Source organism: Rhizobium sp. 25PS6, from assembly GCF_032464655.1.
GTDB lineage: Bacteria > Pseudomonadota > Alphaproteobacteria > Rhizobiales > Rhizobiaceae > Rhizobium > Rhizobium laguerreae.
The window spans coordinates 47616-72882 of the sequence record NZ_JAWDIV010000027.1 but is presented as its reverse complement, the minus strand read 5'-3'; the positions used below and the strand labels follow the sequence as shown (position 1 = coordinate 72882).

Genomic DNA, 25267 nt, shown 5'->3' with positions numbered 1-25267 from the left:
GGCTTCGGTGCCGCTACCAGCGGGTCGGTTCATCAGGTGCAGCCGGTTCAACGGCCAGCGCATGCAGGCCGGCATCGAGCTCCGGTTTCAACAGGTCGGTGATCGCCCGGTGGCGCGCCAGCCGCGACATGCCGGCGAATTTTCCGGAAACGATCCTCACCCGCATATGGGTTTCGCCGGTGCCTGTGATATCAGGCTGGTGGCCGGCATGCAGATGGCTTTCGTCGATGACGCTCAGGCGTTCGGGCGCGAAGGCTTTAACAAGTTTTTCTTCGATGCGGGTTCGCAGGGTCATCATCCGGTCTTGCTGGTTCGCGAAAAGGGTTCCTACCAAGCCTGCAACATTCCCGTTTGTCAATTCTTGTTGTCGCTTCGCGACAGCCTCATAATTAGCGCCGTCATGAGACTTGATTCCAAATATTTCGATCGCATCCGAACACGCCGCAAACGCGAACCGGAGACAGAGCAGGCGCCGCCTACCTGTCAATGGGACGGCTGCGACAAGAAGGGGGCGCATCGCGCTCCCGTCGGCCGCAATGCGGAAGGCCAGTTCTTCTTGTTCTGCTTCGAGCACGTCAAGGAATACAACAAGGGCTACAATTATTTCTCCGGTCTTTCGGACGGCGAGATCGCGCGTTACCAGAAAGAGGCGATCACCGGCCATCGGCCGACATGGACGGTCGGCGTCAACAAGGCGGCCAAGGACAGTCCGCTGCATTCGGAGATCCGCTCCGGCGCCTATACCCGCGTTCGCGATCCCTTCGGCTTCGTCAAGGAAGGCGGCAAGGGCAGCGGACCGCGTTTCCCCCAGGCGCGCAAGCTGAAATCGCTTGAGACCAAGGCCTTCGAAACGATGGGCCTCGATGCCAATGCGACATCGGCGGAGATCAAGAGCCGCTACAAGGAACTGGTGAAGAAACACCATCCGGATGCCAATGGCGGCGACCGCGGCTCGGAGGAGCGTTTCCGCGCGGTCATCCAGGCCTATCAATTGTTGAAGCAGAACGGTTTTTGTTAATTCCCGTCCTTGCTCTTGGGCTTCAATCGGGTATGGTCCCAATCGGCTGAGGCCGCAGGCAAACGCGGCTCATATTTGTGCGTTTTCCCGACATCGCCTCCGCCGACCTTCCGGACGCGGCGTTTCTTGTCCGGGACTCTTTCAAGAATGCTCGCACGCGGTCATTATCCCGCCGAGGTTTCGTTTCAGTCCCGGAGAAGTATCGCCGACGTTCCGACCTGGACGGGCGCGGAATAAAAAACGCGGCGTCTGGGTTGCGACATGGCCTGAGACAGTATGGCCGGGTGGCATCACCCGCCTTGGAGACATGATGAGCAAGATCGACCTGGATATATCAGAACTGCCCGATACCACCGTTTCGGTTCGCGAGGCCTTCGGCATCGATTCCGACATCCGCGTTCCCGCCTACAGCAAGGGCGACGCCTATGTGCCGGACCTCGATACCGACTACCTGTTCGACCGCGACACGACGCTCGCCATTCTCGCTGGCTTCGCCCATAACCGCCGCGTGATGATCTCCGGCTATCACGGCACGGGCAAGTCCTCGCATATCGAGCAGGTGGCGGCGCGGCTCAACTGGCCTTGCGTGCGCATCAACCTCGACAGCCATGTCAGCCGTATCGATCTCGTCGGCAAGGATGCGATCGTCGTCAAGGACGGGCTGCAGGTCACCGAATTCAAAGACGGCATCCTGCCCTGGGCCTATCAGCACAATGTTGCGCTCGTCTTCGACGAATATGACGCCGGCCGTCCCGATGTGATGTTCGTCATCCAGCGCGTGCTCGAATCCTCCGGCCGCCTGACGCTGCTCGACCAGAGCCGCGTCATTCGGCCGCACCCGGCCTTCCGTCTGTTTGCGACTGCGAACACGATCGGCCTCGGTGACACGACCGGCCTCTATCACGGCACGCAGCAGATCAACCAGGCGCAGATGGACCGCTGGTCGATCGTCACCACGCTGAACTATCTGCCGCATGATCATGAAGTGAATATCGTTTCCGCCAAGGTGAAGAGCTTCGGCAAGGACAAGGGCGGCCGCGAGACCGTGTCGAAGATGGTGCGCGTCGCCGACCTGACGCGCGCTGCCTTCATGAACGGTGATCTGTCCACCGTGATGAGCCCGCGCACGGTCATCACCTGGGCCGAAAACGCCGAGATCTTCGGCGATCTCGCCTTCGCCTTCCGCGTCACATTCCTCAACAAGTGCGACGAGCTGGAGCGTCCGCTGGTCGCCGAGCACTATCAGCGGGCCTTCGGCGTCGAGCTGAAGGAAAGTGCCGCCAATATCGTTCTCGGAGCTTGAGACCGACCGATCATGGCAGCTCGCGGTGACAATTCGAAAGCAAAACCCGGCGCGCCTGTCGACGTCGAGCCATTGCGCCGGGCGATAACCGGCTGCGTGCGCTCGATCGCCGGCGACGGCGACGTCGAGGTGACCTTCGCCAATGAACGGCCAGGGATGACCGGCGAGCGCATTCGGCTGCCGGAACTTTCCAAGCGGCCGACAGCGCATGAGCTGGCGGTCACTCGTGGTCTCGGCGATTCGATGGCGCTGCGGCTCGCCTGCCATGACGAGAAGGTGCATGCGACGATGGCGCCACAGGGCTCGGATGCCCGGGCGATCTTCGATGTGGTCGAGCAGGCGCGTGTCGAATCGATCGGCGCGCTGCGCATGGAGGGCATGGCGTCGAACCTGCGCTCCATGACGGATGAGAAATATTCGAAGGCGAATTTTACCGGCATCGAGCGCCAGGAAGACGCACCGGTCGGCGAAGCGGTTGCGATGATGGTGCGCGAGAAGCTGACCGGCCAGCGCCCGCCGGCCTCCGCCGGCAAGGTGCTCGACCTTTGGCGCGACTTTATCGAGGACAAGGCAGGGTCCGAGCTCGACAATCTGTCGAGCGCGATCAACGACCAGCAGGCCTTCGCCAAGGTCATCCGCAACATGCTGTCGGCCATGGAAATGGCCGAGGAATACGGCGACGATGACAGCGACGCCGACAATGACGACCAGTCGGAGCAGGAAGACCAGTCGAGCGGCGACGAACAGGACCAGGACGAGGTCGACGAGGATGCCGGCACCGACGCCGCCCCCGTCGAGGACAGTGAAGTTGCCGACGAGCAGATGGAGGACGGCGAAACCGAAGGCGCCGAAATTTCCGACGACGACATGATGGAAGAAGGCGAGGACGATTCGGAAACGCCGGGCGAGACCCGCCGGCCGAATACGCCCTTCGCCGATTTCAACGAAAAGGTCGACTATCACGTCTTCACCGAAGAATTCGACGAGATCATCACCGCCGAGGAACTTTGCGACGCCGCCGAGCTGGAGCGCCTGCGCGCCTTCCTCGACAAACAGCTGGCGCATCTGCAAGGCGCAGTCGGCCGTCTCGCCAACCGGCTGCAGCGCCGCCTAATGGCGCAGCAGAACCGCTCCTGGGATTTCGACCTGGAAGAGGGTTATCTCGATCCGGCGCGGCTGCAGCGTATCATCATCGATCCGATGCAGGCGCTCTCCTTCAAGATGGAGCGCGACACCCAGTTCCGCGATACCGTCGTTACCCTGCTCATCGACAATTCCGGCTCGATGCGCGGCCGGCCGATCACGGTTGCCGCCACCTGCGCCGACATTCTCGCCCGCACGCTGGAGCGCTGCGGCGTCAAGGTCGAGATCCTGGGCTTTACGACCAAGGCCTGGAAGGGCGGGCAGGCGCGTGAAAACTGGCTTGCCGGCGGCAAGCCGCAGACGCCAGGGCGTCTCAACGACCTGCGTCATATCATCTACAAGTCGGCCGACGCGCCGTGGCGGCGCGCGCGCGCCAATCTCGGGCTGATGATGCGCGAGGGGCTGCTCAAGGAAAATATCGACGGCGAGGCGCTGATCTGGGCGCATAATCGCCTGCTCGCACGCCGCGAGCAGCGCCGCATCCTGATGATGATCTCGGACGGCGCGCCGGTGGACGATTCGACGCTGTCGGTCAATCCGGGCAATTATCTCGAGCGGCACCTGCGCGCCGTCATCGAACAGATCGAGACGCGCTCGCCTGTCGAACTGCTGGCGATCGGCATCGGCCACGACGTGACGCGCTATTATCGCCGTGCCGTGACCATCGTCGATGCGGACGAGCTTGCCGGTGCGATGACCGAGCAGCTTGCTTCACTGTTCGAGGACCAATCCGTCCAGCCGCGCGGCGGCCGGATACGCCGTGCCGGCTGACATCGCGGGAAGAATGACGGTCAAGCGCCTCTGTCGTGCGATCGCGCTCTGTATCGCAGCCGGTGCTTCCTCGTCATGGGCCGGCGACGACGTGCCTGTCATTAGCCGGCAAATCTCCGATTTTAGGATCGGCTCTTCGGAGACGCAATTCGGATCGCTGGAATTTCTCGGCGGGCTGGAGATGGTCTCCAGCAGAGCGCTGTTCGGCTCGCTCTCCTCCATCCGTTTCCGGCCGGACCAAAAACATTTCGTCGTCGTGCTCGATACCGGCCAGTGGTTGACCGGTGGCATCGAGCGCGACGTCAAGGGCAGGCTTTCCGGCCTTTCGGATGTCGAGATCACGCCGATGAAGAACAGCGCTGGGCGCAGCTTCGAAGGCAAGGGACATATGGATGCCGAGGGCCTGGCGCTCGACGGCGACCGGATCCTGGTCTCCTTCGAGCAGGCTCATCGCGTCGATGTCTATCCCGATCCCGGCTTTGCCGGCTCGGGAGCGATCGCCACTTTGCCGATCCTGATCCCGCGGAGAATGCTGAGCGACAACCGCGGCATCGAAACGATCACCGCGGCGCCGGCATCCAGCCCGCTACGGGGCGGCGTGGTCGTCGTTTCCGAACGGGGTCTCGACAGCGACGGCAACCGGCTGGCGGCCATTCTCAGCGGGCCGCTGAAAGGCCGTTTCTCGGTTAAGCGGGACGGCAGCTTCGACATCACCGACGGTGCCTTCCTGCCGAACGGCGACCTGCTGCTGCTGGAGCGCCGCTTCAACATGGCCGAAGGCATCGGCATGCGCCTTCGGCGCATCAAGGGCGCCGACATCAGGCCCGGCGCCGTCGTTGACGGTGACTTGCTGCTGGAGGGCAATTTCAACTCGCAGATCGACAATATGGAAGGGCTCGATGCTTTCCAGGCCGCCGACGGCACGACCCATATCATTCTGGTGTCGGACGACAATCATTCGATCCTGCAGCGCAATCTGATGCTGGAATTCCGGCTTTCGGAAGAGGCGGCGTGGTCAGCGCCGAATTCCCGGAAGCGGAATTGATCCTAGCCATCGGCCCGAAAATCGGAATCGATTTTCGGAAAGCACGATGCGTAGATTCAAAATGTTAGAGCGTTGTCATATGCCTCGGCTATCCCCGTGACATCGGGAAAACAGCCTCGGAGGGAAGTTCGTGGTGCATATTCATGTCATGGGCGCGTCCGGTTCCGGCACGACATCACTCGGCCGTGCGCTTGCCGAACAGCTCGATATCGCCCATCTCGACACCGACGATTTCTTCTGGTTACCGACCGATCCGCCGTTCACGACGCCGAGGAACGCCGACGAGCGCATCGAGTTGCTGCTTGATGAGGTGGCGCGGCACGAAGGCTGGATCCTCTCCGGATCGGCGCTGAAATGGGGAAGGCCGCTCGAGCCGCTTTACCATCTGATCATATTCCTCAGGATCGAGGCGGAGCTGCGGATGGCGCGCATCCGCGCGCGGGAGATTGCCCGATATGGAAACAGGATCGGGCCGGGCGGCGACATGGCCGTAAAAAGCGGGGAATTCCTGGAATGGGCGGCGAGTTACGATACGGCCGGTCCCGAACGCCGCAGCCTTGCGGCACATGAGCAATGGCTGGAAACACAGACAGCGCCGGTGCTGCGGCTCGATTCATCGCTAGGTATCGACGATCTGACGGCAGAGGTGCTGCTGCATCCGGCCCTCGCCGCCGGCGCGGTCCGGCGGCGTCCGTAACTTCAATTAGCTGGCGCGAGCAGCCCGCATCGGCCGCAGCACGTTCATCAGCGCGCCGTAGGGCAGCAGCATGACGAGGCCGACGATCATCTTCACAGCGAAATCGCCGATCGCCCAGGAAATCCAGCGTGGAGCCTCGGTGGCGAAGACACCGAGGATGGGGGCCGCTTCCAGCGCAAAGGGATCATTCGGGCCGAGGAAGATGAAAAAGGCGGCGAAGGACAGCGAGAAGAACATCACCGTATCGAGCGCCGAGCCGATCAGCGAGCCGACCAGCGGCGCGCGCCACCAGGCCTGGCGGCGGAGGCGGTTGAAGACGGCGATATCGAGCAGCTGGCCAGCGAGATAGGCCGAGCCGGAGGCGATGGCGATGCGCGGCACGGAGGTGAAGAAGGAGAGCGTCACGCCGACGACGAAGCCGGCAAAGACGACCTTGCGGGCTGCCTGCGGGCCGAACTGGCGGTTGGTCAGATCGGTGATGAGGAAGGCTATCGGATAGGAGAAAGCGCCCCAGGTCAGGATGTCCGCGAGGTTGATGCCGGCGACTTCGGCGTTCAGCGGAAACTGGACGAGGAAGTTGGAGGCAACGACGACGAGCGTCATCAGCGCGACATAGGCAATGGTATAGCGGGTCTTCAGCATTTTTTTATCCTGGGTGATGCCACCAGTTGGAGGAGCAAACCGGCAAAGCAAAAGGCTTGTCCGGTATTATCCGTTCAAGCCTTTTGAAGCCGTATGAAAGAAGGGCAGAAGCTTACGCAGCAGCAGCGGCTTCAGCGGTCTTCTTGGCGATCTGACGGCGCAGCAGGCGAGCGCGCATCGACAGTTCGTTTTCGCTGGCCTTCAGCAGGAAGGCATCGAGGCCGCCACGATGCTCGACGGAGCGAAGAGCGGCAGCCGAAACGCGAAGACGATAACGCTGGTTGAGAGCGTCGGAAATCAGCGTTACCTGGCACAGGTTCGGCAGGAACCGGCGCTTGGTCTTGTTGTTGGCATGGCTGACATTGTTACCAGTCAGGACGGCCTTGCCGGTCAATTCGCACACGCGGGACATGGAACACCTATTCTTGTTTTTCTCGGGCCATCGAATTGCCATTCCCGGCAAAGCCAGGCGCGCAATCCAACGGGCATGATTGGAAAGTTGCGGTTCTATAGTCAGACAGGCTGCTCGCGTCAAGCCAAACCTTGGCCTTTCCCGCAATTCTGTCAAAAAGCTGCTGTTTTCTTCCCTTCGCGGCAGGAGTATAGAGCGCTCAGCAAGGGCCTGCCAGCGCGCAGCAAGACAAGGCTTTTTCCATGGCTCATTCGGGCAGACGGATTTTCATTTTGGCCATCGCCGCACTTCTTGCCATACCGGCATCGGCGGCCGAAATCCAGCATCGGACGGAATACCGGGTGGCGCTCGCCGGCCTGCCGATCGCGCGCGCCGCGTTCCTGACGCAGATCGAGGACGACCACAGCTACAAGATCGCTGGCGACATCAATTCTGCCGGTCTTGCCGATCTCGTCACGACGATTTCGGCCAAGACCAGCGTCACCGGCGTCGTGCGCAAGAACAGGCTGCAGGCGTTGAAGTATTCGCTCTACTACAAGAGCGGCAAGAGGAAGGCCCGCGTCTACGAGGTCAGCTACCGCAACGGCAACATCATCTCGGCGACGACGACACCGATGCCGAAGCGTCCGAAGAACTGGATCGACGTCTCGCCGCGCGACATGCGCTCGGTGCTCGACCCGATCTCCGGCCTGGTCTTCACCGGCGATACCAAGGTCTGCTCGCAGACGCTGCCGATCTTCGACGGCGAGACGCGCATGGATCTGGTGCTGTCGCCGAAGGGCGACGAGGATTTTTCCACCAATGGCTTCAAGGGCAAGGCAACCGTCTGCAGCGTGCGCTTCGTGCCGCGCTCGGGCTACAAGAAAGGCCGCAAGGACATCGACTATCTCAGTAAGAGCAACCGCATGGAAATCTGGTTTGCCAAGTCGGACGCGGCAAATGTATACGCTCCTGTCTATGTGCGCATTCCAACCGAGTATGGAATGGTGACGATCACTGCCGTCAAATACGGCAGCAACAGCTGACGGGGCTTCTGTCTCCGTGAAGGGGGACAGGTGAAGCTTCGCGCGACGTTGATCGGTTTTACGGCCATTCTGATGTGGTCGTTCCTGGCGTTGTTCACCGCCGCCTCCGGCAAGATGCCGCCGTTCCAGCTTTCGGCAGTCTGCTTTGCGACCGGCAGCATTCCCGGCCTCGTCGTGCTCTCCCTCAATCCCGCGCGGCTGGCGCTGCTGAAGCAGCCGGCCAAGGTCTGGATGACGGGCATTTCAGGACTGTTCGGTTATCACTTCCTCTATTTTACCGCGCTCCGGAACGCGCCGGCAGTGGAGGCGGGGCTGATCGCCTATCTCTGGCCACTGCTGATCGTCGTCGGTTCGGCGCTGCTGCCGGGCGAACGGCTGCGCTGGTATCATGTGGCAGGTGCGCTTGCCGGGCTTTGCGGCACTTTCCTGATCGTTAGCCGCAACGGCATCGATTTCGACGGCGCCTATGCCGTCGGCTACGGCGCTGCCTTTCTCTGCGCCTTCACATGGTCCGGCTATTCGCTGCTGACGCGGCGTTTCGACGCCGTCTCCACGGATGTCGTCACCGGCTTCTGCCTTGCGACCTCCATCCTGTCGTTCTTCTGCCATCTCGGCCTGGAGACGACCGTCTGGCCGGCAACGGTTTTCGAATGGGTCGCCGTCGCCGGGCTCGGGCTCTTTCCGGTCGGTGCTGCCTTCTACGCGTGGGACTACGGCGTCAAGAACGGCGATATCCAGATTCTCGGCGCGGCAAGTTATGCCGCACCTCTGCTTTCGACGCTTATTCTGGTGCTGTTCGGATTTGCCGAGCCGAACTGGCGCATCGCCCTTGCCTGCCTGCTCGTCACCGGCGGGGCAGTGCTCGCCGCACAGGACATGTTCCGTCGCAAGAGCCAGGCGCAGCCTGCTGCGGCGGAGTAGGCCTCAACCGCCGGGCTTCCAATCGGGTAGCGCCATCTCGAAGCTTGAAAATTCGAAGCCGGGCGAGACGGTGCAGCCGACCAGGGTGAAATCGCCAAGGGTTTCGGCCGATTGCCACCAATTGGCGGGAATGATTGCCTGCGGCCGCTCGCCGGCAGAAAGATTCGTTCCAAGCGTCAGGGTCTCGCTCGCCGTTCCGTCTTCCGAGCGGTGCAGCGAGAGCGGCGCGCCGGCATAATAGTGCCAGACCTCTGCCGCGTCATGGACACGATGCCAGTGCGAGCGCTGTCCCCTGGTCAGCAGATAATAGATCGCTGTCGAATGGCCGCGTTCTCCGCCCGCCGTATCGCGGAATGTCTGCACGTACCAGCCACCTTCGGGATGCGGCTGCAGGCCGAGTTCGCGGATGATGTTCTCGGGCGACATCAGAAATGGTCCTTGCGTTTGCGGATTTCCGCAAAGACTTCCTCGTTGGTCTTGCCTTCCATCACCAGATTGCGGCGGATCGCCGGGTCGGCGGCGCGCAGGAACGGGTTGGTTTCCTTTTCCAGCCCCAATGTCGTCGGGATGGTGAATTTGCCGTCGGCGCGCAAGGCCTCGATCTCGGCGACACGGCTTTTGAGGCGCTCATTGTCGGGGTCCACGGTCAGCGCGAAGCGGGCATTGGACAATGTGTATTCATGGCCGAAATAGACGGCGGTCTCATCGGGCAACACGGCGAGTTTCTGGAGGGAATGCCACATATCGGCGGCCGGGCGTTCGAACAGCCGGCCGCAGCCGAGCGCAAACAGCGTGTCAGCGGCAAACAGCAGCTTTTCGTCGACAAAGTGATAGCAGATGTGGCCGGCGGTGTGGCCGGGCGTTTCGATCACGTTGACCGTGTGATCGCCGAAAAGGAAGCTGTCGCCATCGGCCATCGCCCGATCGAGGCCAGGAATGGCGACGGCCTCGTTGATCGGGCCGATGATCTCGCAGCCGAACTGCTCCTTCAGTGCCAGGTTGGCGGTGACATGGTCGGTGTGATGATGAGTGGTGAAGATATGGGTGATTTTCCAGCCGCGACGTGTCGCCGCTTCCAGGATCGGCGCCTCCTCCGGTGCATCGATCGCCGCGGTAAAGCCTGTCTCCGGATCGTGCACGAGAACGCCGAAATTGTCGGTGCGGCAGAGAAAAACGTCTAATTCCAAAGGTTTCATCGTTCAATAATCCCTTATCCCAGGAGTCTCGCGGAAATGTAGAGGTTCCGGCCTTGAAGTCCAACCGCCCGCTGATAACATTTGTCGCAATGCACGCCGATATCGTCGACTTACGCCAGTTCTATCACTCCGAGCTCGGACGTCTTGCCGAGCAGTCGATCGCCATGGCGCTGTCCTCGCTCTGGGTGCGGCTGCCGCAAGAGCGTCTGGTCGGCCTCGGTTATGCCGTGCCCTTCCTCGACCGCTTCCAGGCCGATACCGAACGCACCTTCGCTTTCATGCCGGCCGGGCAGGGTGCGGTGAACTGGCCGATGGGCTTGCTCTCGACGACGGCGCTGATTTTCGACGAGGAGCTGCCGCTGCCGGACTCCTCGATCGACCGGGTGCTGATGGTGCATTCGCTGGAATTCGCCGAAAGCCCGCGTGAGACGCTGAAGGAGCTCTGGCGGGTGCTGGCGCCGGGCGGACGGTTGGTCATCGTCGTGCCGAACCGGCGCGGCGTCTGGGCACGCATGGAGCATACGCCCTTCGGTTCGGGCCGGCCCTATTCCCGCGGTCAGTTGACAAATCTGCTGCGCGAGACGAATTTTACGCCGGGCGCGACGGCTGAAGCGCTGTTCTTCCCGCCCTCGAAGCTCAGGACCATATTGCGCCTTCGCCGCGCCTTCGAGCGGATCGGCCGAACGCTGTGGCCGGCATTCTCGGGCGTCATCATCGTCGAAGCGCAGAAGCGCCTCTATCAGGGGCTGCCGGTGGCGGCGCGGGCCTCGCGCCGCGTTTTCGTGCCGGTTCTCGCACCGCATGGCGTGCCGACCACACGCACGACAGCGCCGCGGGTCTTTTAAGACGCGCAAAGGACGCTGTAGCACTTTGAATGCTGCATAATTTTATCCTTAAATCGATTCCGATTTAAGGAATTATGTAGAAGCTGACGCTGCTCCCGGCGGTCTCCAACTGCTTGTGTCACGCCCATAGCTCTCGACAACAATCGCATTCCGCTTTAATGCCACTTGGTGTTTTTCAGCCCGGATTTCCGGCAATTCCAAGGTCGAACCCATGAGCGTTGAGATGAGCAAGCCCGTTCCGCGTCCCGGTATTCTCGATATCGCAGCCTATGTGCCGGGCAAGGAACATGCACCGGGCGTCGCCCGCGTCTACAAGCTGTCGTCCAACGAAACCCCGCTCGGCGCCAGCCCGAGGGCAATCGAGGCCTTCAAGGCGGTTGCCGACAATCTGGGGCGTTATCCTGACGGGCAGGCGATCGAACTGCGCGAGGCGATCGCCGCTGTGCACGGCCTCAATCCGGCAAACATCCTCTGCGGCAACGGTTCCGACGAACTGCTCGGCCTGCTCTGCCATGTCTATCTCGGCGCCGGCGACGAGGGCATCATCACCGAGCACGGCTTCCTCGTCTACAAGATCCAGATCCTGGGCGCAGGCGCTACGCCCGTCGTCGTCAAGGAGAAAGATTATACCGTCGATGTCGATGCGATCCTTGCCGCGGTGACGGAGAAGACGAAGATCGTCTTCATCGCCAATCCCGGCAATCCCACCGGCACCTATGTTTCCGTCAGCGAGATCCGCCGCCTGCAGGCCGGACTGCCGAAACATGTCGTCCTCGTGCTCGATGCCGCCTATGCAGAATATGTGCGCCGCAATGATTATGAAGCCGGCATCGAGGTCGTGTCCTCCAATGCCAACGTGGTGATGACCCGCACCTTCTCGAAGGCCTACGGCCTTGCGGCGCTGCGAGTCGGCTGGATGTATGCACCGGCCGAGATTGTCGACGGGCTAAACCGCGTGCGCGCGCCGTTCAACTTGAACGCACCGGCAATTGCCGCCGGGGCCGCGGCCATCCGCGACCAGGCCTTCATCCAGCAGGCCGTCTCCTTCAACCAGATGTGGGTCGAGAGACTCACGCAGGCGTTCGAAGCGATCGGCCTGAAGGTGACGCCGTCGGTTGCCAATTTCGTCCTCATCCATTTCCCCGAGATCGACGGCAAGCGCGCCGCGAATGCCGATGAATTCCTGACGAGCCGCGGTTACATCCTGCGCGCCGTGCGCGGCTATGGCTTCGCCAACGCGCTGCGCATGAGCATCGGTCCCGAAGAGGCCAACCGCGGCGTCATTGCCGCGCTCACCGAATTCATGGGACATCAGGCATGAGCGTGCAGTTCGATCGGATCGCGCTGATCGGCATCGGCCTGATCGGCTCTTCGCTCGCCTATGACATCAGGCGGCTTGGTCTTGCAAGGGAGATCGTCGTCGCCACACGCAGCGCCGATACGCTGAAGCGCGCCGAAGAACTCGGGCTCGGCGACCGCTATACGACGTCGTCGCAGGATGCCGCCAGGGATGCCGATCTGGTGATCGTCTCGGTGCCGGTCGGCGCTTCGGAAAGTGTGGCGAAGGAGATCTCGGCAAGCCTGAAGCCCGGGGCGATCGTTACCGACGTCGGTTCGACAAAGGCCTCGGTCATCGCGCAGATGCAGCCGCATATGCCTGATAATGTGCATTTCATCCCCGGCCATCCGCTGGCCGGCACCGAAAAATCCGGCCCGGATGCCGGTTTCCCTGGCCTCTTCGAGGGCCGCTGGTGCATCTTCACGCCGGTCGCCGGTACCGACGAGGCGGCGCTGAAGCGGCTGCGCAGCTTCTGGGAAGCGCTGGGCTCGAAGGTCGACGAGATGGATGCCGAGCATCACGACAAGGTGCTCGCCATCGTCTCGCACCTGCCGCATATCATCGCCTACAATATCGTCGGTACGGCTGACGATCTGGAGACGGTGACGGAGTCGGAAGTCATCAAATATTCCGCCTCGGGCTTTCGCGATTTCACCCGCCTTGCTGCGTCCGACCCGACGATGTGGCGCGACGTCTGCCTGCATAATCGCGATGCGATCCTCGAAATGCTGGCGCGTTTCTCGGAGGATCTCGCCTATCTGCAGCGCGCCATCCGCTGGGGCGAGGGTGACAAGATTTTTGAACTCTTCACCCGCACACGCGCCATCCGCCGTTCGATCGTCCAGGCCGGCCAGGATGTCGACGCGCCGGATTTCGGCCGGCACGCGCTGGACAAGAAGTAGCCACCGCGATGGTGGAGGTGGCAAACGCGAGCCAGGCGGATATCGACTGGCTGGTGCGCGAGGATGGCAGCGCCGGTGAGGCATGGGTATCGCGCTGCGTCGCACTTGGAGAATATCTGGTTGCCAGAGAGGCCGGCGAGATCGTCGGCTTCCTGCGCTTCTCCCGCTTCTGGGGCAGGGTTCCCTATATGGAAATGATCCGCGTCCTGCCCGGCCACCGCCGGTCGGGCGTTGGAACGGCGCTGTTTCTCGCCTGGGAAGACGCCATGCGCGGCGACGGCGCCCGTCTGCTGATGACGTCGAGCGAATGCGACGAAAGCCGGCCTCAGGACTGGCATCGCCGCAACGGATTTTTCGAAACCGGCGCGATCGAGCTGCCCGGCCTGCAAGCGGTGCCGGAAGTCTTTTTCATCAAGCAGATAGCCTGAGGCGAGATATTCAGATCGGCGGAATCCGGCCGAGCGGGATAAAACCGCTGACGGTGGCATTGCCGCGATCGACGACGAGATCGACGGAGACCTTGTCGCCGCCGCCGGCAAGCGCCTTCAAGAGCTTCGTCGCCGTGTTGACGGTCGAGGCGATATCCGGAAAGGCCTGTTTCAGGCTGTCCCCCCAGGGGCCGAGCTGTTCGATTTCCAGCTTGAATTTTCCCGAGAGGAAGCCCTGTTCGTCGAAAGAGAAGGGTCCGGTGAGCGTCATCACCTTGCCGTCGCCGATGTCGGCGACGATGCGGCGCAGGTCGCCGGTGGCACCATTCAGGCCGTTCCGGTCGCTGCCGTCGATCAGACCGGCCTTGCCAACGACGGTCAGATCGATGCTCGCCGACAGTTTCGGAAAGATCTGCGGCCAGTCCTTGATCGCTGCGTTGGCGTTCTGCACGGAGATCGCACCGTCGAGATCGGCGCCGTTCTGGCGCAGATGGATTTCAGTGCGAGCCGCATCGAAGCTCATGGTCTGGCCGGTGTAGGAGGAGACGGCCATCGCCTTCAGACCTTCGATGACGGTCGAGCTGTGGTCGACGCCCTGCAGCCTGGTCGCAAGCCTTGCCTGCAGGTTCGTCCATTGGGCCGAGATCGAAAGGCCGTTGCTGGTGCGGATTTCGGCCGGCGAATCCAGTTCCCAGACGATATCGCCGGGCGCATAGACCTGTGCTGCCGAGCGCAGCGCGCCGAAGGTGGCGGAGACGCCGTTGACATTGTCGTCAACATCGATCTTGGAGCAGAACAGGCCGATACGGAAAGGATAGCCGCGGAATTCGATATCGGAGCATTCGCCGCTGACGCCTGCCTGATCGCGCGGCGCGATCGCTTTCAGCACCGTGGTCTTCAATGCCGACGCCGCATAGAACCAGCCGCCGGTATAAATCGCGATCGCCAGGAGGATACCTCCGCCCAGCAACCAGAATTTCTTGCCGCTGCCTGATTGGCTGCTGCCGGATCGGCTTGACGCTGCCATGATGTTCTCCAATGGTGAATCGCAAATGTGATTCCGGTCTGGCGTGCGATATGGACGAATTTTGGGTATTTGGCTACGGTTCGCTGATGTGGAATCCGGGCTTCGAGTTCACGGAGCGGGCAGAGGCCCTGGTCTACGGCTACAGGCGATCACTTTGCGTCCGCTCCTTTGTCCATCGCGGCACCCGCGACAATCCGGGCCTGGTTCTCGGCCTCGACAGGGGTGGCGCCTGCCGCGGCATGGCTTTCCGCATTTCGCCCGAAAAACGGGATGAGGTGATCGATTATCTCCGCGCCCGCGAGCTGGTCACCAATGTCTACCTGGAGCGCCGAGTGCGGCTGCAGCTTGCCGGCCGGCGCCGGGTGGAAGCGGTCGCCTACATCATCGACCGCGAGCATGAGCAATATGCCGGCGCACTCGATGCGCTTGCGGCGGCACGGGTGGTGAACGAAGCAAAAGGCCAGTCTGGCCCGAATGACGCCTATGTCTTCAACACGCTGATGCATCTGAAGCAGATGGGCATTCGCGACCATTGGCTGGAGCAGGTCGTCAACGAAGTGGAGCGGCTGCGCGCCGCCTGATCTCAGCCAGTTGCCGTGTTCCGCTTGCGCAACTCGACCAGTCTGTCGGCCGCCGTCGGCGGGAGCGGCAGATGCGGATTTTGCGCGACGGTTTCGAGCAGAAGCTCGTCGCTTGCCCGCTCCGATACCTCGATCAGATGGGCGAAAAAGGCGTCCGGATCCATTCCCGGCATGATCGGCGGCAGGATCTTCACCTTGAAATGGCCGGGATAACGACGAATGCTCCGCCGAGGCCAGAAGAGGCCGGGATGCATGGCGATCGGCACGACGGGGAGGTTAAGGTCGCGGTACATGCGGGCGATGCCGTATTTATAGAGCGGCTCTGCGCCCGGCGGACGGCGGGTGCCCTCGGGATAGATGATGAGCTGGCGGCCGGTTGAAAGCTCTTCCTTCGTGCGCTTCAGCACTTCCACCATCACCTTGCCGCGGGCGCCGCGATCGACCGGGATCATGCGCTGTTTCTTCGCATACCAGCCGAAGAGCGGAATCCACATCAGCTCGCGCTTCAGGATGTAAACCGGATCCTTCAGCCAGGGCAGCAGTGCGTAGGTATCCCAGAAGGACTGATGCTTCGGCGCCAGGATGTAACTGCCGTCAGGCAGGTTCTCCAGGCCCTCGATCTCGAAGGTGGTGCCGACGATCACCCGCATCAGCCAGTGGTTGGAGCGCGCCCAGTTCTTCGGAATCGCATAGGCGATCTTGCGCGGCACGACGAAATAGTAGGGCGAGAGCACGATCATCCGGATGATGAGGTTGGCGTAGAAGATCGTGTTGAAGAGAACGGAACGCAGGGCGATCATGAAACTTTCCCGAGGCATGCTCACGCGACCGGCCTACACGATATTGCCCGCCATAAAAAGCGTTTGATGCTGCCCTGATGTAAAAGCTCAGTCTGAGGCGGCTACGCCTGCCGAGCGCAGCCCGGTGTGGCGGCCGAAGCCGGTGATGTTGCGGGCGCCGGTCAGCAGCACCTTCACATATTCGGCCAGCATGACGCGCATCGCATTCGGGTCGGTGAACCAGTTGCGGCTCTTCAAATCCGAATTGACCACGGGATAAGCGATGAACTCGATGTCGGGATCGACATAGGAGAGCTCGGCGAGGCTTCGCGGCATGTGGTAGTTGTTGGTGACGATCAGAACGCTGCGGTATCCCTTGGCGTGAATCCAGTTCGAAGCTTCCTCGGCATTGCCAATCGTGTCGATCGCATCGTAGCCGATATCGACACAGCAGGAGAAGAGATCGGCCGGGCCCTGCGTCATCTTGCGGATCTGTGCCGGCGTCGTCGTCGGGTGGGCGCCGGAAATGAGCAAGCGCTTGCCGGCACCCTGCTGCAGCAGCTCCACGGCCTGGTCGATGCGCTGGTAACCACCCGTCAGCACCACGATGGCATCCGCCTTCGGTTCGGCCGGGGGCTTCAGCGTCGTCACGGAATCGGCAAAACGCAGAAAACCCCCGAACACCAAGGCGATTGCCAGCAAGCAGGCAAAGCCGCCCCAGCGCAGCAGGCGGCGGATCGGCCCGCGCCGCGGCAGCAAACCTGCCGGGCGATCAAGCTCCGGGTCCTGATGAATCGGGTTGGGTGTCGTGTGTCCCATCGTCATGAATCGTGATTATACGCTGATTGCGGCGCGGAACAGACGCTTTCATGGCAAAACGGCACGGTCGCGATCAACTTCCGATGCCGTCGGTGCGTGTCGGGTCCGAGCGTAGAGTATCGATTTCGTAGATCGTCCGCATGACGGTCAGCCGCGCGGTGAAGGTGGTCAGGAGTGCGATGACGATCATCGTCGCGAAGATGCCGGCATAACCGAGCACGCCGACGGAAAAGGTGCCGAAAAGCGCGGTCGCCTGGTCGGTCTCCGGGGTGGCGAGGGTGCGGCTCTGCCAGAAACCGGCGGTGGCGAAGAAGAGCGCGGCAAGCGCGCTGCCGATCGCCGAGCCCTTGAGGCTGATCTTCAGGAAATGTTTCTGGAATTCGGTGGCGACGAAGGAGCTTTCGGCGCCGACGAAATGCAGCACTTCGACGACGTGACGATTGCCCGACAGCGCGCCGCGCGTAGCGAAGACGACGGTCAGCACCATCGCCGTGAAAACCAGGAGCAGGATGCCGGTGCCGATCATGACAGTCGTGTGCGCCATGGACACCAACCGGTCGACCCAGGTGCGGTGATCGTCGAGGGTGGCCTGCGGGATACTATCCTTCAGCAACGCCCGCATCGAACCGAAATCCGGCGGATTGCTCTCGTCGATGGTGATGATGACGAGGCGGGGAACGGGCAGATCCTTGAGATCGAGACCGGGGCCGAGCCAGGGTTCGAGCAGGCGAGCGGTCGCCGCCTCGTCGACGATCTGGCCGCTCTTGGTGCCGACGAAGGTCAGCGCCAAGTCGCGCGCCTGGGTCAGCGCCTTTTCCATGTCAAGATTGTCGTCTGGCTTGATCTGGATTGTGATCTCGCGGGAGATTTGGCTCTCCCAGCTGGCCGCCGTCGAGCGCACCATGCTGACGCCGCCGAGCGTCAGGCAGGCGAGGAAGGCCATGATCGATATCACCACCATCAAGGCACTGCCCTGGATGTTGGAAGGCGGCAGGATGGGCGCGGTCGGGCGCACGCGCAATTCCGGCCGCTTCTGCTGGGCCTTGGCCGGCGCCTTCTCGCGGTTTCTGGACGGAGGCTCAGTCATAGATATCGAGATGCCCCCCTGAGAGGATCATGCGGCGGGCTTCCACCTGTTCCATCAGCGCCAAGTCATGCGTGGCGATCACGACCGCCGTGCCGAGGCGGTTCAGCTCAAGGAAAAGGTTGAGCAGGCGCTTGGCCATCGGCGGGTCGACATTGCCTGTGGGTTCGTCGGCCAGCAGCACTTCCGGCCGATCCATCAGCGCCCGGGCGATTGCGGCGCGCTGCTTCTCGCCGCCGGAGAGTACGGGCGGCAGCACGTTGATGCGTTCGCCGAGGCCGACCCATTTCAAAAGTTCCAGGACGTCGGTCTTGTAGGAGCTCTCATCCTTGCCACGCACCCGTAAGGGCAAAGCGACATTCTCATAGGTGGTGAGATGGTCGAGGAGGCGGAAATCCTGGAAGACGATGCCGACGCGGCGGCGCAGCAGCGGCAGTTCGGGCCGGGGGATTTCGGAAATGTCGCGCCCGAACATGCGGATCAACCCGCGCGTCGGCTGCAGCGACATGAAAAGCATCCGCAGCAGCGACGTCTTGCCGGCGCCGGATGGACCCGTCAGGAACTGAAAGGATTTCTTCGGAATGTCGAAGGTCAGGTCCCGGAGGATTTCCGGGCCCATACCATAGCGCAAACCGACATTCTCGAAGTGGATCAACGGGCAGCTCAGTCTGTTGTGGGTTTCACCGCACGACTTGTTAACCAACACCGTTAACAGCCGGTAAATTTTGCTGGAAAGACGCCCGTTTGATGGCGATCTTTGCGAAGCATTAACCATTAAAATTTACGACTGAGCAGGATTCGTTTCAATGCCAAGATTTCCCCTGGCGGCGAAACCATGTGGACATCTGCGAGGCAGCCACCATGGAAGCATCCTCCTTCAGTCGCCGGACGCCAGGCCAGGCCTATGATTTCCTGCCGCCGGAACCTGCCAACCGTCGGTACCGCTCGGCGCGTCCTGCCGATATCTCCGACGCCGAATTCGTCACCCTCGGCAAAGTTGGGCCCAGGGAATTCAATGCAAGGACCTATAACGACAACCGCAAGCGTATGGCTGCCGCAAACGCCGCACCGCCGCCGTTCATGCCGGCAATGGCTGCTTCCGTTCTGCACACCGTGGAATCCTGGCTGCAGCGCGCGTCGATGCGGAGCTTCGCAGCGCTGGTGCTGGCGCTCGTCGTGCTCGTCTTCGGGCTTGCGGGTGGTTTTTCCGGCCTTTCCGGCGAGCGAGCCACCTCCGGAGCATCGCTGCATTTCACCCATGTCACGGTGACGCCGCGTGATGCGAACGGCATGCGCGTGCTCGTCATCAACGGCATCATCGAAAACGAGAGCGGCGCCACGCAAACGGTGCATCCGATCCGTGCCGATCTCGTGACCGACGAGCGGCTGACCGCAAGCATCGTCATCAACCCGCCCGCCGACGTGATCTATGGCGGCCAGAGCAGGGGCTTCTCGGCTCGCGTCCAGCATGCCGGCGGAGAAATGCCGGAAGTCCGGCTTTCCTTCCTGCCACAGACGTAACAGGACATGGAATGCCGACTTTCGCGCCACAGGTCGCGCCAATCCCGTTAATTTCATAGCCGGCGAGGCTGTTTCAGGCTCGCATATGTGCTAACGGCTTACCCTTCTTTTCATGGAGCAAGCCCTTATGCCTGTCGTGCGCGGAAAAAATATCGAGCCGCTCTTCACCGCCGAGCAGATCGCCGAGCGCAATCATTCGATGGCGCGGGAGATCGCCAGCGGCCCGACCAAGGACCTGCTCGTCATTGCCGTGCTCAAGGGCTCCTTCATCTTCGCCGCCGATCTGATCCGCGCCCTGCATGATAGCGGGCTTGCCCCGGAGGTCGAGTTCATCACGCTGTCGAGTTACGGCATCGGCACGGTTTCGCAAGGCGTGCGCATCGTCAAGGATATCGACAGTGACGTGCATGGCCGCGACGTCCTGCTGATCGACGATATCCTCGAATCCGGCCGGACGCTGCTCTTTGCCAAGGAGCTGCTCTTCGAACGTGGCGCGCGCAACGTCACGATCGCCGTGTTGCTCGACAAGCGCGTCAAGCGCAAGGAAAAGCTGGAGGCTGATTATGTCGGCTTCGAATGCCCTGACTATTTTGTCGTCGGCTACGGCATGGATGTCGCCTATGCCTTTCGCGAACTGCCCTTCGTCGGCGTGGTGACCGGGGACGCCTGAGCTACTGCATAATTCCTTAAATCGGAATCGATTTAAGGATAAAATTATGCAGCAATTAAAAGTGTTACAGCGTCCTTTGCGCGTCTTAAAGACGCGCGGCGCTGTAATGCCTTCGAGACGGGTTGTTAACCATCTCGTCCATCGCTTCCTCATCTTTACCGATCGAAAAGGAAAGTCTGGTGATTTCCGTCACGGGGCTGATACGGAGCGATGCACATATGGCAAGAATTCTGATTACGGAAGACGAGGACTCCCTGCGGTCCTTCGTAGCCCGGGCCCTGCGGCTTGACGGCCACGAGACCGACGAGGCTGCCGACGGGGCTGAAGGCCTGGAGAAGCTCAAGGACGGGGTCTACGATCTGCTGCTTTCAGATATCCGCATGCCCGTAATGGACGGCATTGAACTCGCCCATCAGGCAAAAGACGCCTTCCCGGGTCTGAAGATCCTGCTAATGACCGGTTATGCCGAACAGCGCGAACGGGCCGGCGATCTTGCCGAAAAGATCATCGACGTCGTCGCCAAGCCATTCGCGCTTCCCGATATCCGCAAGGCAGTCGCCCGGGCGCTCGTCTCTTAAAACATGACGCCGACAGTGTGAGCGGTTTTCGGACGGCATCCGGCTCACCCTCCTTGATTTGGAACGGGATTCAGATTTAGGCCGGATCGGCCTAAAACCATCCCGTTCGCGCCTGTTATTGTGCGGCGGCGGAAGGATTATTGGATGTCCAGCAGCCGCTCGAGATAGCGCCGTTCCATTTCCTGCGGCGGATTGTTGCCGAGTTTCTCGCGGATCGCGTCGAGGATTTCTCGCGCCCGTTGAACGTCGATTTCGTCAGGCACCTTCACGTTATCGCCGAAATCAGGTCCCTGGGTCCGGCGTGGCCGGCCGAGCGGGTCGCGACCGTTCTGGTCGCCCTGGCCCACCTGGCCGTTCGGGCCTTGACCCTGCTGACCCTGCTGCGCCTGCATCATCTGGTTCATCATGTCGCGGGCGCCTTGGCGAAGTGCTTCGAGCGCGCGGCCCTGGCCCTCGACGGCCGGTTGACCGCGGCCCTGGCCGAGTTCACGGCCGGCACCTTCCATTTCGCGTTGCGCTTGGCCGAAGCCCGGGCCGGGCTTCATGCCCATCTCGCCAAGGCTCTTCTGCAATTCGCCGAGCTGCTTGCCGAGCGCATCCTGCTGGGCGCGCAGCTGTTTCAGCGCCTCGCGCAGCTGCTCGGCCGTCATCTGGTCGGAGGGTTGCTGGCCTTCCTTGCCTTGCTGGCCCTGCTGCTGGTCCTGCGGCTCGCCGTTCTCTCCGGGGTTCATCTCGTCGAGCAGCGGATCGTTTTCGCCCATGTCAGTTTCACCGCGCTGCATGCGGTCCCTGAGCTGCTGGTCGAGTCGGAAGGTCTGTTCCATCAGCTTCTGCTGGTCGCGCAGGATTTCGCCGAGCTTGTCGATCTGCTTGCGGGCTTCGCTGTTTTCCTGGCCCTGCTGGCCGCGCTGCGGACGGCCCGCCTGCAGGTTGTTCATCATCCGCTGCAATTCCGACAGCATCTGCTGGGCCGCGTCACGATTGCCGGAGCGAGCGAGATTCTCGATCTGGTCCATCATCCGTTCCAGATCCTGCTGGCGCAGGATGTTCTGCGCATTCTGGTTCTGCTGCATCGGCGCGTTCTGCATGCGCTCTGCAAGTTCGGTCATATAGTCCTGCATCGCCTTGCGCAGCTCATCCATCAGCTTCTTGATTTCCTCGTCGGGAGCGTTGCGATCCAACGCATCGGCGAGGTTCTGCTGGGCCTCGCGCAGCTTGCGCTCGGCCAGCGAAAGATCGCCATCCTCCATGCCGAGGGCGATCTCCCAAAGATATTGGGCGGTATCCTTCAGCGCATCCTCGCTCTTTGCGAGCTTCATGCGCGCCAGGGCGGATTCGAGCAGCAGATAGTTGGTGAGCTTGGGGATGGTCTCTTCGGGGCGGATGGTCAGCGCCTCATTCAGCGCGATTGCCTGCGGCATCTTGCGCGTATCGAGCGCAAAGACCTGCCGTTCCTCGGCGACGGCTGCGGCAAGCGGCTCGTTGAAGGGCCGCGACGGCAGCGTCATTTCGTGCGGTGGGCTGCGGCCGGTCTGGCCGGCGGCATCCTTGGCGACGAGGGTGATGCGCACGCGCTTGCCGGCAAGCGGATGTTCGGTCAGGTTCCGGCTGGTCACGCCCTTGGCGTCGCGGGCGTTGCGGCGGGGAATATCCAGCCGGTATTCCGGCAGCGGATAGAGCGGCGTTGCCGTCGGATCGGTTTCGACCGGAACGATCTCCGCATGCGCCTCTTGGACCCCGTAATCGTCCTTGACGGTGAAGCCGATTTCAAGCGCGCCGTTGACGCTGCGCTTCGGCAGGCCGTCAAAAGCAATTTCCGGCGCCTTGTCGGGGAGCACGTCGAAGCTCCAGCGGCGGCCATTGACCTCGAGTGCGCCGTTCTCCTGCAGCTTCATCATATGCGTCTGCGCGAGGGCTTGTCCGACGGGTGCCGCCGTCTGTTGCTCGCTGCCTGATGCCACCGTTTGTTGCGGTTTGGTATCGGCCTGCACGGCAATATCCTGCGCCTCGCCGTTCGCCTTGCGGAACACGACCTTTTCGGTCGTCTTTCCGCCGCTGACGCGGACAGTGAGGCCTGAAAACTGCGGAATGCCGATCGGCGCCTGCTCGCTGCCATCGGCCGTCAGATAAATTGGCGCGCGGCCGGTATAAGAAGGCGGTGTCACCCAGGCATCGATGCGTACCGCCGGATTGCTGACCACCTGCTCGGGTGCTGCCTGCAACGCGTCGCGGATCGAGCCGCCGTTGATCGACAGCGAATAACCGAAGGCAGTGACAAGCAGCAGCGCCGGGACGGCGCGGAGCGCGAAACGGTCATGCGCGGCAATATCAGGCCGCGGCAGTCCGGCATCGAGCGCTGCGATCTTTTCGGCCATGCGCGTCTGGTGCTCGCGCCAGAGCGCCCGGCCGAAGGGGGTATCGAAGGCCGGCTCGTCTTCCTGGACAGTAACCGGCTGGTGCGGCAGGCCGTTGCGCTCTTCCAGCATGCGGTCGGCTTCTCCCGCCCTCGGCCAGCGCAGGGTGCGGAACGGGAGAAGCGAAACTAAAAAAGCGGCGGCAAAGGCAATCAGCAGCAGGATGCGCAGCCAGTCCGGCGCGCTGCGGAAGAGGCCGAACCAGGAAGCGCAGAGATAAAAGGCGACGACGGACAGTACCGGCATCAAAGGCGGCAGCAGCTGCTCGAAAAACAGCACCACGCGCGCCAGCAGGCGTTTCGTCGTCACCAGCCGGGCAAGCGACGGACGGACCGCAAATGCACCTTTCTTCTGCCGCGAGGGGCTTGTCATCGGTCCGGTCTCCGCGATCTGGCGTTCTGGAACAGAGGGCGCTTCCGGCGATTGCAGTGCAATACGCTCATGAACGAAAGGATAACACTCTTTGTGGCGAAGGCGAGGGCGAGCGGCCGGTATTACCGGCTTTTCACGTTAATTCGCCAAAAAGTGATGGCCTGTTCAGTCGAGCCAGGCCGGAACGGAGTCGAGGCTGATCAGTTCAGCATAGGTTCTGCGCGGGCGAATCGTATGGAAATCGCTGCCCCTGACCAGAACTTCCGGCACCAGCAGGCGGCTGTTATAAGTGCCGGCCTGGACTGCGCCGTAGGCGCCGGCAGTGCTGACGGCCATCAGGTCGCCGGGCTTCGGCATTGCCATCTCGCGGTCAAGTGCCAGATAATCGCCGGTCTCGCAGACGGGACCGACGACATCGGCGCGGATGCGAGGCGCGTTGGCCGCCGAAATCGTCACCGGGCGGATCTCGTGATAGGCCTCGTAGAGCGTCGGGCGGATGAGATCGTTCATCGCGCCATCGACGATGACGAAGGTCTTTTCGCCGCCATCCTTCACATAGAGGACTTCGGTCACGAGGATGCCGGCATTGCCGACGATCAGGCGGCCGGGTTCGGTGATGATCTTGCAGTCCAGGCCGCGCAGCTGGTTCTTGACGATTGCCGCATAGGCATCCGGCAGCGGCGGCGGATTGTTGTCGTCCTTGTAGGGGATGCCGAGGCCGCCGCCGATATCGACGTGATGGATGGTGTGGCCGTCGGCGCGCAGCGTCGCGACAAGGTCGTGCAGCAGTTTGAAGGCGTCGTCGAAAGGCTGCAGCTCGGTGATCTGGCTGCCGATATGCATGTCGATGCCGGTGACCTCGATGCCGGGCAGCTTGGCGGCATGGGCATAGATGGCGCGGGCGCGCTCCCAGGAGATGCCGAACTTGTTTTCCTTCTTGCCGGTCGAGATCTTGGAATGCGTCTTTGCATCGACATCCGGGTTGATCCGGAAGGAGACCGGCGCTTTCTTGCCCGCGCTGACGGCGCGCTGGTTGAGGATCTCGAGCTCGGGCTCGGATTCGACGTTGAAGCAGTAGATGCCGGCTTCAAGGGCGAAATCCATTTCGGACGGCGTCTTGCCGACGCCTGAGAACATGATGCGGTTTGCCGGAATGCCGGCGGCAAGGGCGCGGCGCAGCTCGCCCTCGGAGACGACGTCGATACCGGCGCCGAGGCGGCCCAGCGTCTTCAGCACCGCCTGGTTCGAATTCGCCTTCATCGCATAGCAGACCATGGAGTCCATGTCGGCGAAGGCTTCCGAAAAGACGCGGTAATGACGCTCCAGTGTTGCAGTGGAATAGACGTAAAAGGGTGTGCCGACCGCCTTGGCGATCTCGGGAACGGGAACGTTCTCCGCATGAAGGACGCCGTCACGGTACTCGAAATGGTTCACGGGCTTATGCCTTAAAGAAGGGGATCGAGAAGGAAGGGCTTGTCGACGGTTCCCGGCCGTTTCGTCGGCTTGGAAACGTCGCCTTCCTTGGTTGCCGCAGCGCTCGGCGGATCGAGGTCGCCCTTGCGCCCGCATCCGGCAACGGCAAGACCGATGACGGCGAGAACCGCCGTCAGGCGGACGAGGTGCGGCAAGCTCTTCTGCATGGATATCCTCTTCTGCGGCATGCGATGGCATCATTCATATCGAATGATTGATATCTTCATAGCGAAGTTTATCCGCCTTGTGCACCCTGATTGTT

The 25267-nt window shown here is 61.9% G+C and carries 28 protein-coding genes; 15 read left to right on the top strand and 13 right to left on the bottom strand.

Features of this window, described 5'->3' with window-relative positions; all coding sequences use genetic code 11:
- Positions 1 to 13 precede the first annotated feature (13 nt).
- On the bottom strand, positions 14 to 298 hold the full coding sequence (locus RWK44_RS30580) for a BolA family protein (RefSeq protein WP_017962315.1): 285 nt from the start codon (positions 296 to 298) through the stop codon (positions 14 to 16).
- Positions 299 to 400: 102 nt separating this feature from the next.
- Between RWK44_RS30580 and RWK44_RS30575 the strand changes: the two genes are divergently transcribed.
- The 5 genes from RWK44_RS30575 to RWK44_RS30555 all read left to right on the top strand — a co-directional run bounded on the left by RWK44_RS30575 (position 401) and on the right by RWK44_RS30555 (position 5977).
- A complete protein-coding gene (locus RWK44_RS30575; protein WP_011653732.1) occupies positions 401 to 1018 on the top strand; it encodes a J domain-containing protein in 618 nt (205 codons plus the stop codon).
- A 310-nt stretch (positions 1019 to 1328) separates the two neighbouring features.
- The gene (gene cobS, locus RWK44_RS30570; protein WP_003543345.1) at positions 1329 to 2321 is read left to right on the top strand and encodes a cobaltochelatase subunit CobS; all 993 of its coding nucleotides are present in this window, start codon (positions 1329 to 1331) and stop codon (positions 2319 to 2321) included.
- Positions 2322 to 2333: 12 nt separating this feature from the next.
- Positions 2334 to 4235: a cobaltochelatase subunit CobT gene (gene cobT / locus RWK44_RS30565; RefSeq protein WP_003543344.1), complete on the top strand. Its 1902-nt coding sequence runs from the start codon at positions 2334 to 2336 to the stop codon at positions 4233 to 4235.
- A 13-nt stretch (positions 4236 to 4248) separates the two neighbouring features.
- Positions 4249 to 5280 (top strand): esterase-like activity of phytase family protein, encoded by a 1032-nt coding sequence (locus RWK44_RS30560; protein WP_221947884.1) that lies wholly within the window; start codon positions 4249 to 4251, stop codon positions 5278 to 5280.
- Between the two features lie 130 nt (positions 5281 to 5410).
- Positions 5411 to 5977 carry an ATP-binding protein gene (locus RWK44_RS30555; RefSeq protein WP_168284972.1) on the top strand — a complete coding sequence of 189 codons (567 nt, stop codon included), beginning with the start codon at positions 5411 to 5413 and terminating at the stop codon, positions 5975 to 5977.
- Between the two features lie 6 nt (positions 5978 to 5983).
- Here RWK44_RS30555 and RWK44_RS30550 read toward each other — a convergent pair whose 3' ends face one another.
- Complete coding sequence (locus RWK44_RS30550; protein WP_077977777.1) at positions 5984 to 6619, bottom strand: VUT family protein; 636 nt, start codon at positions 6617 to 6619, stop codon at positions 5984 to 5986.
- Between the two features lie 112 nt (positions 6620 to 6731).
- Complete coding sequence (gene rpmB, locus RWK44_RS30545) at positions 6732 to 7031, bottom strand: 50S ribosomal protein L28 (protein ID WP_027666808.1); 300 nt, start codon at positions 7029 to 7031, stop codon at positions 6732 to 6734.
- Between the two features lie 242 nt (positions 7032 to 7273).
- On the opposite strand from rpmB, the gene RWK44_RS30540 reads away from it, so the two are divergent.
- Both RWK44_RS30540 and yddG read left to right on the top strand, forming a co-directional pair.
- Positions 7274 to 8056, top strand: a complete 783-nt coding sequence (locus RWK44_RS30540) for a DUF3108 domain-containing protein (protein WP_020051844.1) — start codon at positions 7274 to 7276, stop codon at positions 8054 to 8056.
- 30 nt (positions 8057 to 8086) lie between these two features.
- Positions 8087 to 8977: an aromatic amino acid exporter YddG gene (gene yddG, locus RWK44_RS30535; RefSeq protein ID WP_131663271.1), complete on the top strand. Its 891-nt coding sequence runs from the start codon at positions 8087 to 8089 to the stop codon at positions 8975 to 8977.
- A 3-nt stretch (positions 8978 to 8980) separates the two neighbouring features.
- On the opposite strand, the gene RWK44_RS30530 is transcribed toward yddG, so the two are convergent.
- The gene (locus RWK44_RS30530) at positions 8981 to 9403 is read right to left on the bottom strand and encodes a cupin domain-containing protein (protein ID WP_131663272.1); all 423 of its coding nucleotides are present in this window, start codon (positions 9401 to 9403) and stop codon (positions 8981 to 8983) included.
- A complete protein-coding gene (gene gloB, locus RWK44_RS30525; RefSeq protein WP_316029880.1) occupies positions 9403 to 10173 on the bottom strand; it encodes a hydroxyacylglutathione hydrolase in 771 nt (256 codons plus the stop codon). The genes RWK44_RS30530 and gloB overlap by 1 nt, the downstream gene beginning before the upstream one ends.
- Before the next feature lie 53 nt (positions 10174 to 10226).
- On the opposite strand from gloB, the gene RWK44_RS30520 reads away from it, so the two are divergent.
- The 4 genes from RWK44_RS30520 to RWK44_RS30505 all read left to right on the top strand — a co-directional run bounded on the left by RWK44_RS30520 (position 10227) and on the right by RWK44_RS30505 (position 13687).
- Positions 10227 to 11018: a class I SAM-dependent methyltransferase gene (locus tag RWK44_RS30520; RefSeq protein ID WP_131663274.1), complete on the top strand. Its 792-nt coding sequence runs from the start codon at positions 10227 to 10229 to the stop codon at positions 11016 to 11018.
- Positions 11019 to 11241: 223 nt separating this feature from the next.
- Complete coding sequence (gene hisC, locus RWK44_RS30515) at positions 11242 to 12339, top strand: histidinol-phosphate transaminase (protein WP_316029879.1); 1098 nt, start codon at positions 11242 to 11244, stop codon at positions 12337 to 12339.
- The gene (locus RWK44_RS30510; protein ID WP_168284969.1) at positions 12336 to 13259 is read left to right on the top strand and encodes a prephenate/arogenate dehydrogenase family protein; all 924 of its coding nucleotides are present in this window, start codon (positions 12336 to 12338) and stop codon (positions 13257 to 13259) included. Before hisC ends, RWK44_RS30510 begins: the two co-directional genes overlap by 4 nt.
- Positions 13260 to 13267: 8 nt before the next feature.
- Positions 13268 to 13687 (top strand): GNAT family N-acetyltransferase, encoded by a 420-nt coding sequence (locus RWK44_RS30505; RefSeq protein WP_131663277.1) that lies wholly within the window; start codon positions 13268 to 13270, stop codon positions 13685 to 13687.
- 10 nt (positions 13688 to 13697) lie between these two features.
- On the opposite strand, the gene RWK44_RS30500 is transcribed toward RWK44_RS30505, so the two are convergent.
- Positions 13698 to 14714, bottom strand: a complete 1017-nt coding sequence (locus RWK44_RS30500) for a DUF2125 domain-containing protein (protein ID WP_131663278.1) — start codon at positions 14712 to 14714, stop codon at positions 13698 to 13700.
- Between the two features lie 50 nt (positions 14715 to 14764).
- On the opposite strand from RWK44_RS30500, the gene RWK44_RS30495 reads away from it, so the two are divergent.
- Positions 14765 to 15295, top strand: a complete 531-nt coding sequence (locus RWK44_RS30495) for a gamma-glutamylcyclotransferase (protein ID WP_131663279.1) — start codon at positions 14765 to 14767, stop codon at positions 15293 to 15295.
- A gap of 2 nt (positions 15296 to 15297) precedes the next feature.
- On the opposite strand, the gene RWK44_RS30490 is transcribed toward RWK44_RS30495, so the two are convergent.
- The 4 genes from RWK44_RS30490 to ftsE all read right to left on the bottom strand — a co-directional run bounded on the left by RWK44_RS30490 (position 15298) and on the right by ftsE (position 18632).
- Positions 15298 to 16095 carry a lysophospholipid acyltransferase family protein gene (locus RWK44_RS30490; RefSeq protein ID WP_131663280.1) on the bottom strand — a complete coding sequence of 266 codons (798 nt, stop codon included), beginning with the start codon at positions 16093 to 16095 and terminating at the stop codon, positions 15298 to 15300.
- A gap of 87 nt (positions 16096 to 16182) precedes the next feature.
- Positions 16183 to 16893 (bottom strand): YdcF family protein, encoded by a 711-nt coding sequence (locus RWK44_RS30485; protein WP_131663281.1) that lies wholly within the window; start codon positions 16891 to 16893, stop codon positions 16183 to 16185.
- Positions 16894 to 16966: 73 nt separating this feature from the next.
- Positions 16967 to 17980, bottom strand: coding sequence for a cell division protein FtsX (locus tag RWK44_RS30480; RefSeq protein ID WP_131663282.1), 1014 nt, complete (start codon positions 17978 to 17980; stop codon positions 16967 to 16969).
- Entirely contained in the window at positions 17973 to 18632 is a 660-nt protein-coding gene (gene ftsE, locus RWK44_RS30475; protein ID WP_020051831.1) for a cell division ATP-binding protein FtsE, read from the bottom strand. Before ftsE ends, RWK44_RS30480 begins: the two co-directional genes overlap by 8 nt.
- A 206-nt stretch (positions 18633 to 18838) precedes the next feature.
- On the opposite strand from ftsE, the gene RWK44_RS30470 reads away from it, so the two are divergent.
- The 3 genes from RWK44_RS30470 (at position 18839) to RWK44_RS30460 (ending at position 20746) form a co-directional block, all read left to right on the top strand.
- Complete coding sequence (locus RWK44_RS30470) at positions 18839 to 19498, top strand: hypothetical protein (RefSeq protein WP_131663283.1); 660 nt, start codon at positions 18839 to 18841, stop codon at positions 19496 to 19498.
- Between the two features lie 127 nt (positions 19499 to 19625).
- The gene (gene hpt / locus RWK44_RS30465) at positions 19626 to 20168 is read left to right on the top strand and encodes a hypoxanthine phosphoribosyltransferase (protein WP_003543314.1); all 543 of its coding nucleotides are present in this window, start codon (positions 19626 to 19628) and stop codon (positions 20166 to 20168) included.
- Positions 20169 to 20386: 218 nt separating this feature from the next.
- Positions 20387 to 20746, top strand: a complete 360-nt coding sequence (locus RWK44_RS30460) for a response regulator (RefSeq protein ID WP_316029878.1) — start codon at positions 20387 to 20389, stop codon at positions 20744 to 20746.
- 137 nt (positions 20747 to 20883) lie between these two features.
- On the opposite strand, the gene RWK44_RS30455 is transcribed toward RWK44_RS30460, so the two are convergent.
- From RWK44_RS30455 to lptM, 3 genes are all read right to left on the bottom strand, one after another.
- Positions 20884 to 23532 carry a TIGR02302 family protein gene (locus tag RWK44_RS30455; protein WP_316029877.1) on the bottom strand — a complete coding sequence of 883 codons (2649 nt, stop codon included), beginning with the start codon at positions 23530 to 23532 and terminating at the stop codon, positions 20884 to 20886.
- Positions 23533 to 23697: 165 nt separating this feature from the next.
- Positions 23698 to 24966, bottom strand: coding sequence for a diaminopimelate decarboxylase (gene lysA, locus RWK44_RS30450; RefSeq protein WP_131663285.1), 1269 nt, complete (start codon positions 24964 to 24966; stop codon positions 23698 to 23700).
- 11 nt (positions 24967 to 24977) lie between these two features.
- A complete protein-coding gene (gene lptM, locus RWK44_RS30445; protein WP_026265471.1) occupies positions 24978 to 25172 on the bottom strand; it encodes an LPS translocon maturation chaperone LptM in 195 nt (64 codons plus the stop codon).
- Positions 25173 to 25267: the final 95 nt, after the last annotated feature.

What these genes read in the sequence shown, in the direction of transcription:
- RWK44_RS30580 (WP_017962315.1), bottom strand. Translation starts at nt 298, where the DNA reads ATGATGACCCTGCGAACCCGCATCGAAGAAAAACTTGTTAAAGCCTTC.
- RWK44_RS30575 (WP_011653732.1), top strand. Translation starts at nt 401, where the DNA reads ATGAGACTTGATTCCAAATATTTCGATCGCATCCGAACACGCCGCAAA.
- cobS (WP_003543345.1), top strand. Translation starts at nt 1,329, where the DNA reads ATGAGCAAGATCGACCTGGATATATCAGAACTGCCCGATACCACCGTT.
- cobT (WP_003543344.1), top strand. Translation starts at nt 2,334, where the DNA reads ATGGCAGCTCGCGGTGACAATTCGAAAGCAAAACCCGGCGCGCCTGTC.
- RWK44_RS30560 (WP_221947884.1), top strand. Translation starts at nt 4,249, where the DNA reads ATGACGGTCAAGCGCCTCTGTCGTGCGATCGCGCTCTGTATCGCAGCC.
- RWK44_RS30550 (WP_077977777.1), bottom strand. Translation starts at nt 6,619, where the DNA reads ATGCTGAAGACCCGCTATACCATTGCCTATGTCGCGCTGATGACGCTC.
- rpmB (WP_027666808.1), bottom strand. Translation starts at nt 7,031, where the DNA reads ATGTCCCGCGTGTGCGAATTGACCGGCAAGGCCGTCCTGACTGGTAAC.
- RWK44_RS30540 (WP_020051844.1), top strand. Translation starts at nt 7,274, where the DNA reads ATGGCTCATTCGGGCAGACGGATTTTCATTTTGGCCATCGCCGCACTT.
- RWK44_RS30530 (WP_131663272.1), bottom strand. Translation starts at nt 9,403, where the DNA reads ATGTCGCCCGAGAACATCATCCGCGAACTCGGCCTGCAGCCGCATCCC.
- gloB (WP_316029880.1), bottom strand. Translation starts at nt 10,173, where the DNA reads ATGAAACCTTTGGAATTAGACGTTTTTCTCTGCCGCACCGACAATTTC.
- hisC (WP_316029879.1), top strand. Translation starts at nt 11,242, where the DNA reads ATGAGCAAGCCCGTTCCGCGTCCCGGTATTCTCGATATCGCAGCCTAT.
- RWK44_RS30510 (WP_168284969.1), top strand. Translation starts at nt 12,336, where the DNA reads ATGAGCGTGCAGTTCGATCGGATCGCGCTGATCGGCATCGGCCTGATC.
- RWK44_RS30505 (WP_131663277.1), top strand. Translation starts at nt 13,268, where the DNA reads ATGGTGGAGGTGGCAAACGCGAGCCAGGCGGATATCGACTGGCTGGTG.
- RWK44_RS30500 (WP_131663278.1), bottom strand. Translation starts at nt 14,714, where the DNA reads ATGGCAGCGTCAAGCCGATCCGGCAGCAGCCAATCAGGCAGCGGCAAG.
- RWK44_RS30495 (WP_131663279.1), top strand. Translation starts at nt 14,765, where the DNA reads ATGGACGAATTTTGGGTATTTGGCTACGGTTCGCTGATGTGGAATCCG.
- RWK44_RS30490 (WP_131663280.1), bottom strand. Translation starts at nt 16,095, where the DNA reads ATGATCGCCCTGCGTTCCGTTCTCTTCAACACGATCTTCTACGCCAAC.
- RWK44_RS30485 (WP_131663281.1), bottom strand. Translation starts at nt 16,893, where the DNA reads ATGGGACACACGACACCCAACCCGATTCATCAGGACCCGGAGCTTGAT.
- RWK44_RS30480 (WP_131663282.1), bottom strand. Translation starts at nt 17,980, where the DNA reads ATGACTGAGCCTCCGTCCAGAAACCGCGAGAAGGCGCCGGCCAAGGCC.
- RWK44_RS30470 (WP_131663283.1), top strand. Translation starts at nt 18,839, where the DNA reads ATGGAAGCATCCTCCTTCAGTCGCCGGACGCCAGGCCAGGCCTATGAT.
- hpt (WP_003543314.1), top strand. Translation starts at nt 19,626, where the DNA reads ATGCCTGTCGTGCGCGGAAAAAATATCGAGCCGCTCTTCACCGCCGAG.
- RWK44_RS30460 (WP_316029878.1), top strand. Translation starts at nt 20,387, where the DNA reads ATGGCAAGAATTCTGATTACGGAAGACGAGGACTCCCTGCGGTCCTTC.
- RWK44_RS30455 (WP_316029877.1), bottom strand. Translation starts at nt 23,532, where the DNA reads ATGACAAGCCCCTCGCGGCAGAAGAAAGGTGCATTTGCGGTCCGTCCG.
- lptM (WP_026265471.1), bottom strand. Translation starts at nt 25,172, where the DNA reads ATGCAGAAGAGCTTGCCGCACCTCGTCCGCCTGACGGCGGTTCTCGCC.